General features: G+C 36.8%; 11 protein-coding genes, 16 tRNA genes and 2 rRNA genes (1 of these 29 cut by a window edge). 1 reads left to right on the forward strand and 28 read right to left on the reverse strand.

Annotation, left to right across the window (positions count from 1 at the left end; all coding sequences use genetic code 11):
• Positions 1-39: 39 nt before the first annotated feature.
• From yhbH to A6J74_RS14150, 11 genes are all read right to left on the reverse strand, one after another.
• On the reverse strand, positions 40-1,215 hold the full coding sequence (gene yhbH, locus A6J74_RS14085; RefSeq protein ID WP_001288242.1) for a sporulation protein YhbH: 1,176 nt from the start codon (positions 1,213-1,215) through the stop codon (positions 40-42).
• Between the two features lie 450 nt (positions 1,216-1,665).
• Positions 1,666-3,561, reverse strand: a complete 1,896-nt coding sequence (locus A6J74_RS14100; RefSeq protein WP_000353271.1) for a PrkA family serine protein kinase — start codon at positions 3,559-3,561, stop codon at positions 1,666-1,668.
• A 395-nt stretch (positions 3,562-3,956) separates the two neighbouring features.
• Complete coding sequence (locus A6J74_RS14110; RefSeq protein WP_000664279.1) at positions 3,957-6,026, reverse strand: sensor domain-containing protein; 2,070 nt, start codon at positions 6,024-6,026, stop codon at positions 3,957-3,959.
• A 125-nt stretch (positions 6,027-6,151) separates the two neighbouring features.
• Positions 6,152-6,640: a tRNA (uridine(34)/cytosine(34)/5-carboxymethylaminomethyluridine(34)-2'-O)-methyltransferase TrmL gene (gene trmL / locus A6J74_RS14115; protein WP_000538149.1), complete on the reverse strand. Its 489-nt coding sequence runs from the start codon at positions 6,638-6,640 to the stop codon at positions 6,152-6,154.
• A gap of 58 nt (positions 6,641-6,698) precedes the next feature.
• A complete protein-coding gene (locus A6J74_RS14120; protein WP_000260517.1) occupies positions 6,699-7,586 on the reverse strand; it encodes an amidase domain-containing protein in 888 nt (295 codons plus the stop codon).
• Positions 7,587-7,630: 44 nt separating this feature from the next.
• The gene (gene queG, locus A6J74_RS14125; RefSeq protein ID WP_000345226.1) at positions 7,631-8,773 is read right to left on the reverse strand and encodes a tRNA epoxyqueuosine(34) reductase QueG; all 1,143 of its coding nucleotides are present in this window, start codon (positions 8,771-8,773) and stop codon (positions 7,631-7,633) included.
• 200 nt (positions 8,774-8,973) lie between these two features.
• A tRNA-Gly gene (locus A6J74_RS14130) sits at positions 8,974-9,047 on the reverse strand.
• Positions 9,048-9,162: 115 nt separating this feature from the next.
• Positions 9,163-9,813, reverse strand: coding sequence for a DsbA family protein (locus tag A6J74_RS14135; RefSeq protein WP_000841321.1), 651 nt, complete (start codon positions 9,811-9,813; stop codon positions 9,163-9,165).
• 187 nt (positions 9,814-10,000) lie between these two features.
• Complete coding sequence (locus A6J74_RS14140; RefSeq protein ID WP_000664700.1) at positions 10,001-10,777, reverse strand: transglycosylase domain-containing protein; 777 nt, start codon at positions 10,775-10,777, stop codon at positions 10,001-10,003.
• Between the two features lie 440 nt (positions 10,778-11,217).
• Entirely contained in the window at positions 11,218-11,679 is a 462-nt protein-coding gene (locus A6J74_RS14145) for an NUDIX hydrolase (RefSeq protein ID WP_000400461.1), read from the reverse strand.
• A 144-nt stretch (positions 11,680-11,823) separates the two neighbouring features.
• On the reverse strand, positions 11,824-12,543 hold the full coding sequence (locus tag A6J74_RS14150) for a YebC/PmpR family DNA-binding transcriptional regulator (protein ID WP_000532958.1): 720 nt from the start codon (positions 12,541-12,543) through the stop codon (positions 11,824-11,826).
• A 642-nt stretch (positions 12,544-13,185) separates the two neighbouring features.
• Here A6J74_RS14150 and A6J74_RS14155 point away from each other — a divergent pair.
• On the forward strand, positions 13,186-13,506 hold the full coding sequence (locus A6J74_RS14155) for a DUF3884 family protein (protein ID WP_000149352.1): 321 nt from the start codon (positions 13,186-13,188) through the stop codon (positions 13,504-13,506).
• Between the two features lie 177 nt (positions 13,507-13,683).
• Here A6J74_RS14155 and A6J74_RS14160 read toward each other — a convergent pair.
• From A6J74_RS14160 to A6J74_RS14240, 17 genes are all read right to left on the reverse strand, one after another.
• Positions 13,684-13,765: transfer RNA gene (locus A6J74_RS14160), tRNA-Leu, on the reverse strand.
• A gap of 10 nt (positions 13,766-13,775) precedes the next feature.
• Positions 13,776-13,846: transfer RNA gene (locus tag A6J74_RS14165), tRNA-Cys, on the reverse strand.
• Positions 13,847-13,860: 14 nt separating this feature from the next.
• Positions 13,861-13,935: transfer RNA gene (locus A6J74_RS14170), tRNA-Gly, on the reverse strand.
• Between the two features lie 5 nt (positions 13,936-13,940).
• Positions 13,941-14,015 (reverse strand) — tRNA-Gln (locus A6J74_RS14175).
• A 63-nt stretch (positions 14,016-14,078) separates the two neighbouring features.
• A tRNA-His gene (locus tag A6J74_RS14180) sits at positions 14,079-14,154 on the reverse strand.
• A 19-nt stretch (positions 14,155-14,173) separates the two neighbouring features.
• A tRNA-Trp gene (locus A6J74_RS14185) sits at positions 14,174-14,247 on the reverse strand.
• A gap of 7 nt (positions 14,248-14,254) precedes the next feature.
• Positions 14,255-14,338 (reverse strand) — tRNA-Tyr (locus A6J74_RS14190).
• A gap of 10 nt (positions 14,339-14,348) precedes the next feature.
• Positions 14,349-14,424, reverse strand: a tRNA-Thr gene (locus A6J74_RS14195).
• Positions 14,425-14,442: 18 nt separating this feature from the next.
• Positions 14,443-14,518, reverse strand: a tRNA-Phe gene (locus A6J74_RS14200).
• 12 nt (positions 14,519-14,530) lie between these two features.
• Positions 14,531-14,606: transfer RNA gene (locus A6J74_RS14205), tRNA-Asp, on the reverse strand.
• A 3-nt stretch (positions 14,607-14,609) separates the two neighbouring features.
• A tRNA-Met gene (locus A6J74_RS14210) sits at positions 14,610-14,686 on the reverse strand.
• Between the two features lie 26 nt (positions 14,687-14,712).
• A tRNA-Val gene (locus tag A6J74_RS14215) sits at positions 14,713-14,788 on the reverse strand.
• Positions 14,789-14,792: 4 nt separating this feature from the next.
• Positions 14,793-14,867: transfer RNA gene (locus A6J74_RS14220), tRNA-Glu, on the reverse strand.
• 18 nt (positions 14,868-14,885) lie between these two features.
• Positions 14,886-14,977: transfer RNA gene (locus A6J74_RS14225), tRNA-Ser, on the reverse strand.
• 2 nt (positions 14,978-14,979) lie between these two features.
• A tRNA-Asn gene (locus tag A6J74_RS14230) sits at positions 14,980-15,054 on the reverse strand.
• An 8-nt stretch (positions 15,055-15,062) separates the two neighbouring features.
• Positions 15,063-15,178 (reverse strand): 5S ribosomal RNA (rrf, locus tag A6J74_RS14235).
• A gap of 102 nt (positions 15,179-15,280) precedes the next feature.
• A 23S ribosomal RNA gene (locus A6J74_RS14240) occupies positions 15,281-16,561 on the reverse strand; it runs 1,641 nt beyond the window's last position.

Here is a 16,561-nt window from a genome sequence, read left to right on the forward strand (position 1 = left end):
ATCATTGTCAACTAAAAAAATAATCCCTTTTAAAAGGGATTATGCCATTTTCTCTCCTGATTCTTCTTTAAAAAAGCTCTTCATCGCATGGAATACGTCTGCTTTTTGCTTTAAAATATAATATCTAAAGTTCTCATCTTTAATATTTTTATAGGCTGACATAAGCGTACTATGGCGGTTGTACTGATTCACTTCCCCATACCCAAACATATTACATTTCTTCATCAGCTCCTCAACAAGCTTTACACATCTCGCATTATCTGATGTTAAATTATCACCGTCTGAAAAATGGAATGGATAAATATTATAGCGGTCTGGTGAATATTTATTATCGATAAGCTCTAATGCCTTTTTATACACGGAAGAACATATCGTTCCGCCACTTTCTCCTTTTGAGAAAAATTCTTCTTCTGTAACAACTTTCGCTTCTGTATGATGAGCAATAAATTCAATATCAACTGTTTCATACTTTGTACGTAAAAATCTTGTCATCCAGAAAAAGAAGCTACGTGCCATATACTTCTCCCATATTCCCATCGATCCACTCGTATCCATCATCGCTAATACAACAGCTTTTGAATCTGGCTTTAACACTTCATTCCAAGTACGGAACTTTAAATCCTCTTGGTGAATTGGATGGAAAGATGCTTTACCACGCATTGCATTTCGTTTATATGCAGATATCATCGTTCGTTTCTTATCAATATTTCCCCATAGTCCTGTTTTTCTAATGTCATTAAATTCAATATGTTCAATCCGGTTTTCATCCATTTCTTTTCTCTTTAAATTAGGAAGCTCTAGCTCTTTGAAAAACGCTTGCTCTAATTCTAAAATAGAGACTTCAGCTTCATAATAATCTTCTCCAGCTGCATCTCCTGCACCTTGACCTTTTCCTGGGCCTTTTTGCTTTTGACCACCTGATCCATCTCTCGCAACGACATCACCAACTTTGCTATCACCAGTTCCTTGCCCAACGTGTTTGTTTTTATCATAATTGTACCGAATCTTATATTCATCTAAAGAACGAATTGGTATTTTTACAACATCCTTGCCATTAGACATAACAATGCTTTCTTCTGTTACAAGATCGGGTAAATTATTCTTAATTGCCTCTTGTACTTTTTCTTGATGGCGCTGTTGGTCGTCATATCCTTTGCGATGGAGGGACCAGTTTTCCTGTGAAATCGTATAATTTGGTTGATTTTCTTCGCTCATTCCTTTCCCTCCTTACTGTAATTGTCTTTCTCTATGAACAGCAATCTATAAATTTTGTTCTATAATGTTCAAGCTAAAATATTTGAAAGGTAACTGCCCATCGAAAATCACCCCATAAACATATATAACGTTTTACATACAATACTCCGAGCATCCTAAACAAAATTTTGCCACTCACATAATAGAAAGAAATATTCAGCCTCTGATAAGAAAGAAACACAATGCATTGTTGCACACATTTTCACTTTGCAACATATTGTATTGTGTTGGCTTTTTTCGTATGAATGGTTGGTTACTCTATCATATGCATATTGTAAAAATAATTGACAATAAATTCATGAAATTGCATCTTAATTTATTATATTTGGACAAGGTATGACACTTTACACATATGAATGGATAATAAAACGCTGTCCCGCAAAAAACAAGAGACAGCGTTTTGTTATCAAACTATCGATTTAGCAAGCTACCTACATAGCGTAATAATTCATTTGCCGAAGAAGAATTATAGCCATGCTCATCAATTAAACGTGCAACAACATCGTTGATTTTCTTAAGCTGATTTTCATCTGGTGTTTTCGTTGATGTTGTGATTTTCACGACATCTTTTAAATCAGCAAATAGCTTCTTCTGAATCGCTTCGCGAAGACGTTCATGCGAGTTATAATCGAAACGTTTTCCTTTACGCGCATAAGCAGAGATGCGAATTAAAATTTCTTCACGGAATGCTTTCTTCGCGTTTTCTGAAATTCCAATTTGTTCCTCAATTGAGCGCATTAGTTTTTCATCTGGGCTCATTTCTTCACCTGTTAATGGATCACGTAATTTCGATTTATTGCAATATGCTTCAACGTTATCTAAGTAATTATCCATAAGTGTCTTAGCCGATTCTTCGTATGAATATACGAATGCTTTTTGTACTTCTTTCTTAGCAATTTCATCATATTCTTTTCTTGCTAATGAAATGAAGTTCATATAGCGCTCACGATCTTCATTACTAATGGATGGATGCTGGTCTAATCCATCTTTTAAAGAACGAAGTACGTCTAGTGCATTAATAGATGGTACTTCTTTTCTAATAATTGTAGAAGAAATTCGGTTAATAACATAACGTGGGTCAATACCGCTCATACCTTCATCTTGGTATTCCCGTTGCAATTCTTCTACATCAATCGCATTATAACCCTCTACCATTTCACCATCATATAAACGCATCTTTTTGTTTAAATCAATATCTGGACGCTTCGGATCTTTTAAGCGAGTTAAAATTGTAAACATCGCTGCAACACGAAGTGTGTGTGGTGCAATATGCACATTCGATACATCACTTTCATGAATCATCTTCTCATAAATATGTTCCTCTTCACTCACTCGTAAATTGTATGGAACTGGCATTACAATAATTCTTGAATGCAATGCTTCATTTTTCTTATTTGCTATAAATGAGCGATACTCTGTTTCGTTCGTATGCGCTACAATTAATTCATCTGCTGAAATAAGCGCAAACCTTCCCGCTTTGAAATTACCTTCTTGCGTAAGCGATAATAAATGCCATAAAAACTTCTCATCGCATTTTAACATCTCTTGGAATTCCATCATCCCTCGGTTCGCCTTATTTAATTCTCCATCAAATCGATACGCACGAGGATCTGATTCTGAACCATATTCTGCAATTGTTGAAAAGTCTAGACTACCTGTTAAATCGGCAATATCTTGTGATTTTGGATCAGACGGGCTAAATGTACCAATCCCTGTACGACGATCTTCCGAGAAGAAAATACGCTCTACAACTACATCCTCAATTCTTGACCCATATTCTTGCTCTAGACGCATTACATTTAATGGTGATAAATTCCCTTCAATTCTCACTCCATACTCATCAAAGAAATCATCCCGTAAATGATGTGGAATTAAATGCAGTGGATCTTCGTGCATCGGGCAGCCTTTAATTGCAAAAATCGCTCCACGATCTGTACGTGAGTATGTTTCTAATCCTCGTTTCAACATCGTAACTAATGTTGATTTCCCTCCACTAACAGGACCCATTAATAATAAAATACGTTTTCTAACATCTAATCTTTTTGCAGACGGATGAAAATATTCTTCAACAAGACGCTCTAGTGCATCCTCTAGTCCAAACAGCTGATTACTAAAGAAATTATATTTTCTTCTACCATCAACTTCTTCGATTCCGGCATCTTTTATCATATTGTAAATGCGAGAGTGTGCTGTTTGAGCCACCCATGGTCTTTCTTTCACAAGCTCCAAATACTCCGCAAACGTACCTTCCCATTGTAAACGTTCTTCTGCTGCTCGATGCTGTTCAATCTTTTTTAGAATATCCATTATAGCTCCTCCCCCATCTCCTTGTTCAATCGGATTATTATAAAAGGTATGCTAGGATGTCCTTAAACATTCTTTAAATCAAAACGAAATATATAGTAGTGCTATAAAATTCTCTCCAAAATTCAAAGAAAATTCTGTATAATATAGGTATTAAAGTTTTCACACTGCTATTCATTATAAATAAATTCTTTTCTTCTAAGAACCTTACATACATTTCAATTCATAAATAGAATTCGTAAATCGAAAAAGTAGGGGGAGTATTAATATGAAATTATTATTAATTTTAGGTGTATCACTCACATTTCTTACAGCTATTTTCACATCTGGTTACAACGATAAACCAGGTACACATAAAAAGTGATGTGCTTTTAGCACATCACTTTTTTCTTTATACATCATGTATAATACATATTTTCCACATCATATTTTGATAAAGGGCGACTATAATAATAACCTTGTACAATTTCTACATTTTTTTCCTTCAAAAACTGTATTTGTTCTGCTTTTTCTACTCCTTCTGCAATTACATTCAATTCTAATGTATGAGCTAAATGAATAATTGCAGCCGTAATATTCGTATCACGTTCATCTACATGTATACCTTCCATAAAAGAGCGATCAATTTTCAAAGTATCAATTGGATATGTTTTCAAATAACTTAAAGACGAATACCCTGTTCCAAAATCATCTAAATGAATCTTTAAATTTTGTTCTTTTAATTGTAGCAACACTCTCTTTGATATGTCTTTATGTATAAGGGCTCCTTCTGTCACCTCTATCGCTAATAGATGAGCTGGTACATTGTACTTATTTAAAGCACGTGTAATCATCTCTATTAATGTAATAGATCGAAAATGTCTAGCTGAAATATTAACTGCAATCGGAACCACTTCATACCCTTTATTTAACCATTCACGTATTTGCTGACACACTTGATCTACTACCCACTCATCAAGCTTAATAATAAAACCTGTTCTTTCTGCCAGTGGAATAAATTGATTGGGAGGGACAAATCCTAATTCTTTATTCTCCCATCTTATTAAAGCTTCCATACTAGCTATTTTTTTCGTTTCAATATTAACCTGCGGCTGGTAATATAAGAAAAATTCATTTTTCTCTATAGCACGATGTAACTGATTTTCCATTACAAACCTTTTCTCACGTTCACAATCTAATCCTTTACAATAAAAATGATAATGCCCTTTTCCTTTTTCCTTTGCTTTTTCCAAAGCAGCATCAACTCTTTGAAAAAGTATTTTTTCATCGGCTCCATCTGTTGGTGCCATTACAATTCCAATTGATACACTTAAATACACGTCCTCTTCTTCAATTACAAAATGTTCACTAATCTTTTCTAATATGTTTTTTGCAACTTCCTCTACATATTCTTTCGTTATATTTTCTATTAACATAACAAATTGGTCATCATGTTCTCTAAATAAATGCATACCTTCTATTTCTAGATTGCTTAAACATTCTGTAACTTTTTGTAATACTTTATCTCCTTCTTTATGACCAAATGTATCATTAATAAGATGAAATTCATCCAAATCCATGAAAACTAGTGCAAGCTCTTTATTTTCATTTAAAAACTCATTTAGCTTGTTTGTGCATGAAATTCTATTCATTAAACCTGTTAATTGGTCATAATAAGCTAAGTATTCCGTCTTCATCTCATTTAATACTTGCCTTGTAACATCCCTCGTAACAATATACACCCCAACAATTTCACCGTTCACAATAATCGGGATCGTTCTCAAAGAAATATATAGTTCATATCCTTCTTTATGAACATATTTCTTTGAAACAATTTGTTTTGCTCTCCCCTGTAAAGCTTCCTTAAATATAATTTGAAAGTCTTTTTCATATTCTTTAATAATAAAGTTAAAAATAAAGTTATTATTTAACTCTTCATATCGGTATCCAAATATTTCATACGTTGCCGGATTAGCATATGTAATTCTACCTATAGAATCTATAGATATAATGGAGTCATTATTATATTCTAGTAATGACTTAAATAACATTTGTTTTTCCTCTATCTCTGCTTTCTCCTCAATCTGAGCTGTAATATCCCTTGTAATACAAATAATAAATTGACATACCCCTTCTTCATCGTATACAGGATTAACTGAAGACTCATAATGTAAATTACCAGTTGGGAAACTGATTACATCACAAAATGTGTGTGCTCTCGCCTCTCTCACCACTTTTGTATATTGCTCTTGTAATATTTTCACCTTATCTCCTGATAACACTTCTGCAAATGTTTTTCCGTAACATTCTTCACTTAATCCAGCATAGTCCATCCCTATTTTATTTATATAAATATATTTAAAGATCTCATCATCAATAACTTTCACAATAAATACTAAATCTTGAATAGCATGTAATAGTCCTTGTCTTATTAAATCCATATCTATCATACTTAAAAAGGTATTTTGATTGTTATATTGTTCCTTCATATTTATCTCAACCCGTCTTATCTATTTTTAATCATATATCCCATTCTATATGAATATGTACCTTTTTTAAAATGTATGACTACATATTATTTTTATTTATAAAAAAAGCCGCCTAATGGCGACTTTTAATAAACGATTTCTAAATCTAATCCTGGATAATTTTGTTGACGAAACGCTTCATAAATTAAAATTGCTGCTGTATTAGATAAATTTAATGAACGTACTTTATCCGTCATTGGAATACGTAAACAATGATCGAAGTTTTCTTCGATTACATTAGCTGGTAAGCCATTTGTTTCTCTTCCAAACACGAAATAATAATCCTTCTCACGTTTGCTATAATCAAATGCTGTATGAGCTTTCTCACCATACTTTGTTAAATAGAAGAATTCACCGTCTTTATTTTTCTCATAAAACTCTTCAATTGAATCGTAATACGTAACTTTTACGTGCTGCCAATAATCTAATCCTGCACGCTTTAACATTTTGTCATCCGTTGAAAACCCAAGCGGTCTAATCAAATGTAATTCTGTTCCAGTTGCTGCACAAGTACGTGCAATATTTCCTGTATTTGCTGGAATTTCTGGTTGATATAAAACAACATGTACACCCACGCGATATTCACCTCTGTTTTTTGTCTACTACGTATTATACCACTTGAACGAAAAATCTCTACCCATTAATAATATGAAAGAATTTATATTTCATTTGTGGTGTGTATTTACTAGAGTCCTCATAACTCCAATAACGCCGCCGGCTATTTGCTGAATGTGCATTTACAAGTGGCATACCATCTGCGTCTTTTGCTACTACAATCGTCGTATGATTCCACCTACCGTCATCTTCGAAATCGTAAGCAATGACATCACCAAGAATAAGGTCTTCCGGCTTTTCTACAGTTTCTCCTCGCAGGCCAACTGTAGAACCTGACAAGTACCAGTAAAAAGAGTGTGCGACAGCCCAGCTCCAACTCCACTGGTTCTCCCTTTGCCACCAACCTTTACGAATATTAGGATATCCGTTCATTGGTACTTCTCCAGTATGAAGACATTGAGAAATAAAATTTGTACAATTATCAGGAAAATTGCGATACACTGGGTTTCGATCATCCCACCAACGCTCTGCATATTTTACTGCCTCTAAACGATTATACTGATAAGAACCGTATTTCTCTTTCGCAACTTCTCTTTCTAATGTCTCACCTATTCCAATCTCTTCTGGCACTTCAATAGCATAATCACCTATTATCCGGCTATTATTTAAACAAACTCTTCGTTTTAATTGTTCCTCTTCGATATAAAATAATTCTTTATGCTTAATTAAATATTTAAAATGTACTTGATAATCAATTTCTTGATAATCACTACTATTTAGCTGTCTAATGAAAGAAACATCTGCTGTTGCTTTCACTATATCTGCACTACGTTTTTGAAACAATTGTTTCTTTCTTTGTGCTAGTTGTAATAAATCTTTAGCAATACCATCCACATTTGTTCGTTTCTCTGTTACATATGCTAAAAACTGTTGTACTTGTGTTTCAATATTTTCTTTTACAACCATTTCATCTCCCTCCCATATTACAATATGAAAAAGGGAGATATTATCTACTCTTTTTTCTGCGCTAACAATGCAAGCCCGCGATTCATTTCATGAAGAACTTCTTCATCCTTTTCACGTTCCATCGCTTTCTCAATGGCTTCGCCTACTCCATCTCCACCAATTTTCCCAAGTGCCCACGCTGCTGTTCCGCGTAGCACTGGTCTTGGATCATCTTTCATAACACCGATTAGATCAGGAATTGCTGATGCTTCTTTAAAATGCGCCAATGCTAAAATCGCATTTCGTTGCAATGGCTTTTTACCTCTCCATGACCCTGACATAATCCCATATTTCTCTTTAAAATCACGATTACTAATTGTTAAAAGTGGTGTTAAGAGCGGTTTAACTAATTCAGGATCTGGCTCCATCTCAGGATGATTATGAAAATCCATTCCTTTATTTTTTGGACACACAGTCTGACACGTATCACATCCATATATACGATTTCCTATTTTATCGCGATATTCTTCAGGTAGGAACCCTTTCGTCTGTGTTAAAAAAGCAATACATTTCTTCGAATCTAACTGTCCACCCTGTATTAAAGCACCTGTAGGACAAACATCAATACATTTTGTACAGCTTCCACATTGATCTTCTATCGGCTGATCTGGTGGAAATGGAACGTTTGTAATTATTTCTCCCAAGTATACATACGAACCAAATTCAGGTGTAATAATAGCGCAGTTCTTACCACTCCATCCGATACCTGCACGTTCTGATACAGCACGATCGCTTAACTCACCTGTATCAACCATTGACTTCACTTCTATATCTGGAAGCTTTTCAATTAAATATGCCTCTAACTTTTGCAAACGATCTCGTAAAACAAGATGATAATCTTGTCCCCAAGAGGCACGACAAAAAATCCCACGGCGTTCTCCACGTTTACTTAATGGTGCGTTTTTTAATTTTGAAGGATACGCTAAAGCAATCGCAATAATTGATTTTGCACCTGGTAATAAAAGCTGTGGATTCGTTCTTTTTTCTATATCAGACTCTTCAAATCCAGATTGATAATTTAATTGTTGCTGCTGGATTAACCGCTGCTTTAGCTCCTCAAATGGGGAAGCACTCGCAAAGCCTATTTTATCTATACCAATTGTTTTACTATATGCAATTACATCTTGCTTTAATTGTTCAAAATCCATTCTTAATCGCCTCCTCAGATGAACCCATCCCTTATGTAACGACTATATTGGTTAGCAATTCACTTTTGGAATACTATTCTTTACTTCTATTTTCGCATACTATTACGCTTTTCAAACATTAAAAAACGCAATGCCTCGTTTATCTCAGAAACGAAACACTGCGTTGATCACAATTTATTAGAAAAACATTAAATAAAATTTGGAGCGGGTGAAGAGAATCGAACTCTCGACCAGAGCTTGGAAGGCTCTTGTTTTACCACTAAACTACACCCGCGAATATGAAATACATATAAGATATTAGAATAACTTATGTAAAGTAGTATAGCATGTAAAAAAAACGGAAGCAAGAATTTTATCGAAAAAAGTCGAAAAAGTGATGAGAGACCTCATCACTTTTTCAATTCTTTATCAATCGCCTTCTTCATACTATCGAAATCAGGATTTGCAAGATTCCCGTTTATATATACTGAAGGAGCACCTTGAACTTTTAACTTTTGAGCACGATCTGAATCTTTACGTACTTTTTCTTTTATTTCTTTACTGTGTAAATCTTTTTTAAACTGTTCTACATCAACTTTTGGAAGTTTCTCTTTCACAATGCTAAGAAGTAATTCTTCTGTAATCCATTCTTCCGTATCTTTCTTTTGACTTTGATAAATCTCATCATAGAAAGTCCAGAATGAATCTTTATCTTGTTTATAAATTGCTTCACCAGCTGCTGCGCCTAAATCAGAGTCTTTTCCAATAAATGGGAAGTTAATAAAATATAACTGCACTTTACCTTTATCAATATATTCTTCTTTTAATCGTGGTAATACCGTTACATCCCAAGTACGACATGCTGGGCATTTGAAGTCTCCAAATTCAACTACCTTAACCGGAGCATCATCTTTACCTAAAGATTGTTGCGTAGAATAAGCAAACATCTCATTCCCTTTATCTTTTTTGTCATTTATGATGCTATACGCAATTGTTCCGATTACAATCAATACTGCGATAGAAAAAACTACACCAAGAGCCATGAGTTTATTTGATTTCATATACATTCCTCTTTAAATTCATATTCTGTATACAGCATTGTACACAATACACATAATATCAACACTTATATACGTCACGCAATGAACACGCTCACATAAATTACAAAAACACAATAATTGTGACGATATTGTGTCACAATTTGTCACAATTTATTCAAAAAAAGAAGCTCCTATGCAAGAGCTTCTCTTAACTTACTGCTTTTTCACGCGCATTATTTAACATCGACTGCTCTGTTTTTATATCATGGCGAATTACTAATTTCTCACTAACTGCTTGCACATACTCATCATGATTGATATATCCTTCTTTTTCCATTAATCTCAAAACTACATTTCGTCTCTCGACCGCTTTATCATAATTTTGCGCAGGTGAGTAATAAGCAGGTGCTTTCACTACAGCAGCCATCATCGCACTTTCAGCCAACGTTAATTGGTTCACCGTTTTACCGAAGTAAAGGTTGGCTGCTTTTTCAATTCCCCATGCTCCTTCTCCGTAATAAATATTACTTACATACAATTTTAAAATTTCATCCTTCGTAAATGTACGTTCAATTTTTTTTGTATAAAAAATCTCTTTCCACTTACGAGAAAATGTACGTTCATTCGTTAAAAAAGCATTTTTCGATAATTGCTGTGTAATTGTGCTTCCTCCTTGCACAACACCACCAGCTTTTATATTCTCAACAGACGCCCTAATAATTGCTATATAATCTAAACCATTATGATGATAAAACCTTTTATCTTCTGTCGCGATAAATGCATGTGTTAATGATTCTGGCACCTCTAACTTAGGCGGTACATGTAATTTACTAATATCACTTTTCTCGATCATTATATTTCCAACGAATAATAACGTACAACTTAACAATAATAATAAAATAATGGCTTTATAAAAGAATTTAGTCATTGGATTTAATGCAACTTTTTGATGATAGTTCACTCTAGATAATACTCGTTCTTTCATCTTGAACACCTCTTTTCCACACAGCATATATATCTCTTAACTTAAGAATACCTTGTTGTAAAAAAATATCCCATCGATTTCTCTTACACCTACCTTACATCATTGTAAGGTATAAAAATGTATTGTATCACAGTCTTTTTTTATCTACTATTCATCTGAAATATTGAATATACATTATTTTAAAACATTCATAACAAACAGCAGCGTAGAAATTAAGAGCGTTATACTTCCTTGATTCCACTTTATTCTTTTATTATATCATCTATAAATTTCTATTTTTAAACATCTAGTAATCTAATTATATATGATATATCATAATTATACAGAACTAACGTTCTCGAAATCAATACTAGCTTTATTATCATTTTGACCTTTTTCTGAAGTAATATACATAAGAAAAGGGTAGCTATTTGAGATACACTCAAATAGCTACCCTTTTCTTACAACCTGCCTATAAGGTTATATGGCTGTACTTCCCACGTTTCGTATGGGATGAAATGCGTTGCTCTCATCGCATCAACTGTTCTTGATTTCATATGAGGACGCGTTATATACTCATCGATGTTCTCTTCATTTAAAGCAATAAATTTAGCCTCTTGTATTTCTTCAGGTTGAATTTTTATATCACCACTCACATATGCCACTTTAAACACAACAGCTAAAATATGCATAGAAGCATTATAATAGACCCCTGTAATTCCGATAGGCTTCACCGATAATCCTGTTTCCTCTTTTATTTCCCTACAAACAGCTTGATCGAGTGCTTCTCCTTCTTCTACCTGTCCCCCAGGCATTTCCCACGTATCCGCTCGCCAATGTACTTTTGTTAAAAGCACCTCATTCTTTTCATTTGTTAAATAGCCTGCTACAGCAACGATATGCTTTGGTGTTTTATGCTCCATAGAAATACCTCCTAGAAATACAATCATTTAAAATACTATCTATGATCCTATTCCATAACTATAACAAAACACCTTTAAAACCTTATCATCTTAATTATTTCAATAAAAAAGACCCAGTTCGTTAAACGAAAGGGTCCTTTTTTATTATTCGCCTAAGTCTACGTTATGGTAAACTTGTTGTACATCTTCTAAATCTTCTAATGCATCAACCATTTTTTCAAATTGTACTTGAGCATCTTCAGGAAGTTCTACATCATTTTGTGCAAGCATTGTTAATTCTGCAACTGTAAATTCTTCAATACCAGCATCTTTAAGTGCAGATTGTACTGAGTGGAATTGATCAGGTTCAGCATAAACGATAACAGAATCTTCTTCTTCTAGAATGTCACGTGCATCTACATCTGCTTCCATTAAAATTTCAAGAACTTCATCTGATGTTTTACCTTCAAGACCGATAACAGCTGTCGCATCGAACATGTAAGCTACAGAACCATTTACGCCCATGTTACCACTGTTTTTGCTAAATGCAGCTCGTACATCTGCTGCAGTACGGTTTACGTTATTTGTAAGTGTATCTACAATTACCATAGATCCATTTGGTCCAAATCCTTCGTAACGAAGCTCATCATAGTTTTCTTCTGAACCGCCTTTTGCTTTTTCAATTGCACGATCAATAATTGTTCTTGGTACATTGTATGTTTTCGCACGCTCTAATACAACTCTTAACGTTTGGTTTGATTCAGGATCTGGCTCGCCTTGTTTTGCTGCCACATAAATTTCACGTCCAAATTTCGCGTATATACGGCTTGTATTTGCATCTTTTGATGCTTTTTTGTCTTTAATGTTGTTCCATTTACGGCCCATACTTTCCACTCTCTTTCTCGTTTTAAATCTACATAAAAATATTAATATGAAATATAATGTGTATTCAACACATTTTTAAAAGAAATATAAAAAGTTCACTTTTGATTCATATTACAGACATAATATAAATCATTATCATTTTGTTCTTTCGACAAGTTATATTATACATGAATTTTTACGTTTATTACGAATTTTAGCATCACATAATATAATTTAACAAAAAAGACTCTAACATTTCTGTTAGAGTCTTTTTACATCGTCGATACCGATTGTCCGGGCCGCACCGACACTCCCAAAGGAACACGATTTTGAGTCTTTCTAGGTGACATTTATATAGTTATATAGAGTGTTCCCCCTAAAATCCTTTATTTTAAAGTATTTTAAAAATTTTGAGCTTCTTTAAACATGATGAATTAAAATGAAACGAAGCCAAAATGGAATCACAATAAATAACTGATACTTTTTACTTTCATTTCTCTCTTGATTAAAATTATCATATTTCATTTATTACTTTATTTCCCGCTAAACAATAAGTAAAAGGGAAAAATTACCACAACCTCCCCCTAATTACTTTTTATTGCTGTATAATTAAAACAGGAAAATAATTTTGGAATTCAAAGATTTGAAGGATGGGAGAGAATTATGACACATTTAAATGAAAAAAAAGCACATGGTCTTAAAGGGATAGGAGAAAAGCTAAACCCAACTATCTATCAAGTGAGATTCATGAAATTAGATGAACCAATTCAATTTGAGTCATTCCCTAAATTAAAGGAATTAGGGGAATGGTTGAGTACTTCAACGCAAATGTGGTCGTGCCACTCAACTATGTACAAGTACAACAGAGAAGAGTTTGAAAAGAAGTTTTTAGAAATTACAAAGTTAACAGTTGATAATGTGCTAATATCTACTGGTGGTGTCGGATTTAACTTCATGTCACCAGGGTGGAGAGATTCTCTATAAAATGAAACACTAAAGGGATAAAAATGAATGTTCATTTTTATCCCTTTAGTGTTTCACAGTTTGCTTTAACTGTATAGCATGAGCTTTGATAGTATTAGTCCTTATTTTGTAGTGCGATGAAAACACAAAAAAACTCTACACAACTAGTGTAGAGCCTTGATGTTACGCCGTTCGTGATACCGATGGTCGGGGTCGAACCGACACTCCCGAAGGAACACGATTTTGAGTCGTGCGCGTCTGCCAATTCCGCCACATCGGCACAATAATAAAGGCGGCAACCGGATTTGAACCGGTGATAAAGGTTTTGCAGACCTCTGCCTTACCACTTGGCTATGCCGCCATATTTAATTTAATTGGAGCAGAAGACGGGATTCGAACCCGCGACCCCAACCTTGGCAAGGTTGTATTCTACCACTGAACTACTTCCGCAAAAATGGCTGGGCTAGCTGGATTCGAACCAGCGCATGACGGAGTCAAAGTCCGTTGCCTTACCGCTTGGCTATAGCCCATCGAATTCTTACTTAATTATATGTAAGTATCAATTAGATTATTTGTAATTTTTAAAATAAAAATGGGGCGACTGATGGGAATCGAACCCACGAATGCCGGAGCCACAATCCGGTGCGTTAACCACTTCGCCACAACCGCCATGTTGTGTAAATATATTTGGCAGGGGCAGTAGGAATCGAACCCACACTGGAGGTTTTGGAGACCTCAGTTCTACCTTTAAACTATGCCCCTATGTAAATGGTGGAGGGGGGCAGATTCGAACTGCCGAACCCGAAGGAGCGGATTTACAGTCCGCCGCGTTTAGCCACTTCGCTACCCCTCCGAAACTTACATGGTGCCGGCTAGAGGACTTGAACCCCCAACCTACTGATTACAAGTCAGTTGCTCTACCAATTGAGCTAAGCCGGCGTATTGTATTAAGATAAATGGTGGCTCGGGACGGAATCGAACCGCCGACACGAGGATTTTCAGTCCTCTGCTCTACCGACTGAGCTACCGAGCCTTATTAAAAAAATGGCGGTCCCGACCGGGGTCGAACCGGCGATCTCCTGCGTGACAGGCAGGCATGTTAACCACTACACCACGGGACCATTTGGTTGCGGGGACAGGATTTGAACCTGCGACCTTCGGGTTATGAGCCCGACGAGCTACCGTGCTGCTCCACCCCGCGATAATACTATTCATATAAAATTTATATGGTGGAGGATGACGGGATCGAACCGCCGACCCCCTGCTTGTAAGGCAGGTGCTCTCCCAGCTGAGCTAATCCTCCAAAGTGGTGACCCGTACGGGATTCGAACCCGTGTTACCGCCGTGAAAGGGCGGTGTCTTAACCACTTGACCAACGGGCCAAATATTATAAATCCTTATGGCGGAGAGCAAGGGATTCGAACCCTTGATACGCTTGTGACGTATACACGATTTCCAATCGTGCTCCTTCGGCCAACTCGGACAGCTCTCCAATGGCTCCGCAGGTAGGAATCGAACCTACGACCGATCGGTTAACAGCCGATAGCTCTACCGCTGAGCTACTGCGGAATAATATTGCCTGGCAACGTCCTACTCTCACAGGGACAAGGTCCCAACTACCATCGGCGCTAGAGAGCTTAACTTCCGTGTTCGGTATGGGAACGGGTGTGACCTCTCTGCCATCATTACCAGACATTATTCTTTTGAGACAATCATTATTATAACTTATTCACTTTAAAAGTCAACAAGTTTTTTTATGTTCTCTCAAAACTAGATAACATTTGCTACATATTATATGGTTAAGTCCTCGATCTATTAGTATTCGTCAGCTCCACATGTCACCATGCTTCCACCTCGAACCTATCAACCTGATCATCTTTCAGGGATCTTACTAGCTTACGCTATGGGAAATCTCATCTTGAGGGGGGCTTCATGCTTAGATGCTTTCAGCACTTATCCCTTCCGCACATAGCTACCCAGCTATGCCCTTGGCAGAACAACTGGTACACCAGCGGTGCGTCCATCCCGGTCCTCTCGTACTAAGGACAGCTCCTCTCAAATTTCCTACGCCCACGACGGATAGGGACCGAACTGTCTCACGACGTTCTGAACCCAGCTCGCGTACCGCTTTAATGGGCGAACAGCCCAACCCTTGGGACCGACTACAGCCCCAGGATGCGATGAGCCGACATCGAGGTGCCAAACCTCCCCGTCGATGTGGACTCTTGGGGGAGATAAGCCTGTTATCCCCGGGGTAGCTTTTATCCGTTGAGCGATGGCCCTTCCATGCGGAACCACCGGATCACTAAGCCCGACTTTCGTCCCTGCTCGACTTGTAGGTCTCGCAGTCAAGCTCCCTTATGCCTTTGCACTCTACGAATGATTTCCAACCATTCTGAGGGAACCTTTGGGCGCCTCCGTTACACTTTAGGAGGCGACCGCCCCAGTCAAACTGCCCACCTGACACTGTCTCCCGGGTCGATAAGACCCGTAGGTTAGAATTTCAATACAGTCAGGGCGGTATCCCACCAGCGCCTCCACCGAAGCTAGCGCTCCGGTTTCAATGGCTCCCGCCTATCCTGTACAAACTGTACCAAAATTCAATATCAGGCTACAGTAAAGCTCCACGGGGTCTTTCCGTCCTGTCGCGGGTAACCTGCATCTTCACAGGTACTATAATTTCACCGAGTCTCTGGTTGAGACAGTGCCCAAATCGTTACACCTTTCGTGCGGGTCGGAACTTACCCGACAAGGAATTTCGCTACCTTAGGACCGTTATAGTTACGGCCGCCGTTTACTGGGGCTTCAGTTCAGAGCTTCGCTTACGCTAACCCCTCTCCTTAACCTTCCAGCACCGGGCAGGTGTCAGCCCCTATACTTCGCCTTACGGCTTCGCAGAGACCTGTGTTTTTGCTAAACAGTCGCTTGGGCCTATTCACTGCGGCTTTCCGTTAAGAAAGCACCCCTTCTCCCGAAGTTACGGGGTCATTTTGCCGAGTTCCTTAACCAGAGTTCTCTCGCACACCTTAGGATTCTCTCCTCGCCTACCTGTGTCGGTTTGCGGTACAGGCACCTT

The organism is Bacillus sp. FDAARGOS_235 (genome assembly GCF_002073415.2).
Lineage (GTDB): Bacteria > Bacillota > Bacilli > Bacillales > Bacillaceae_G > Bacillus_A > Bacillus_A toyonensis.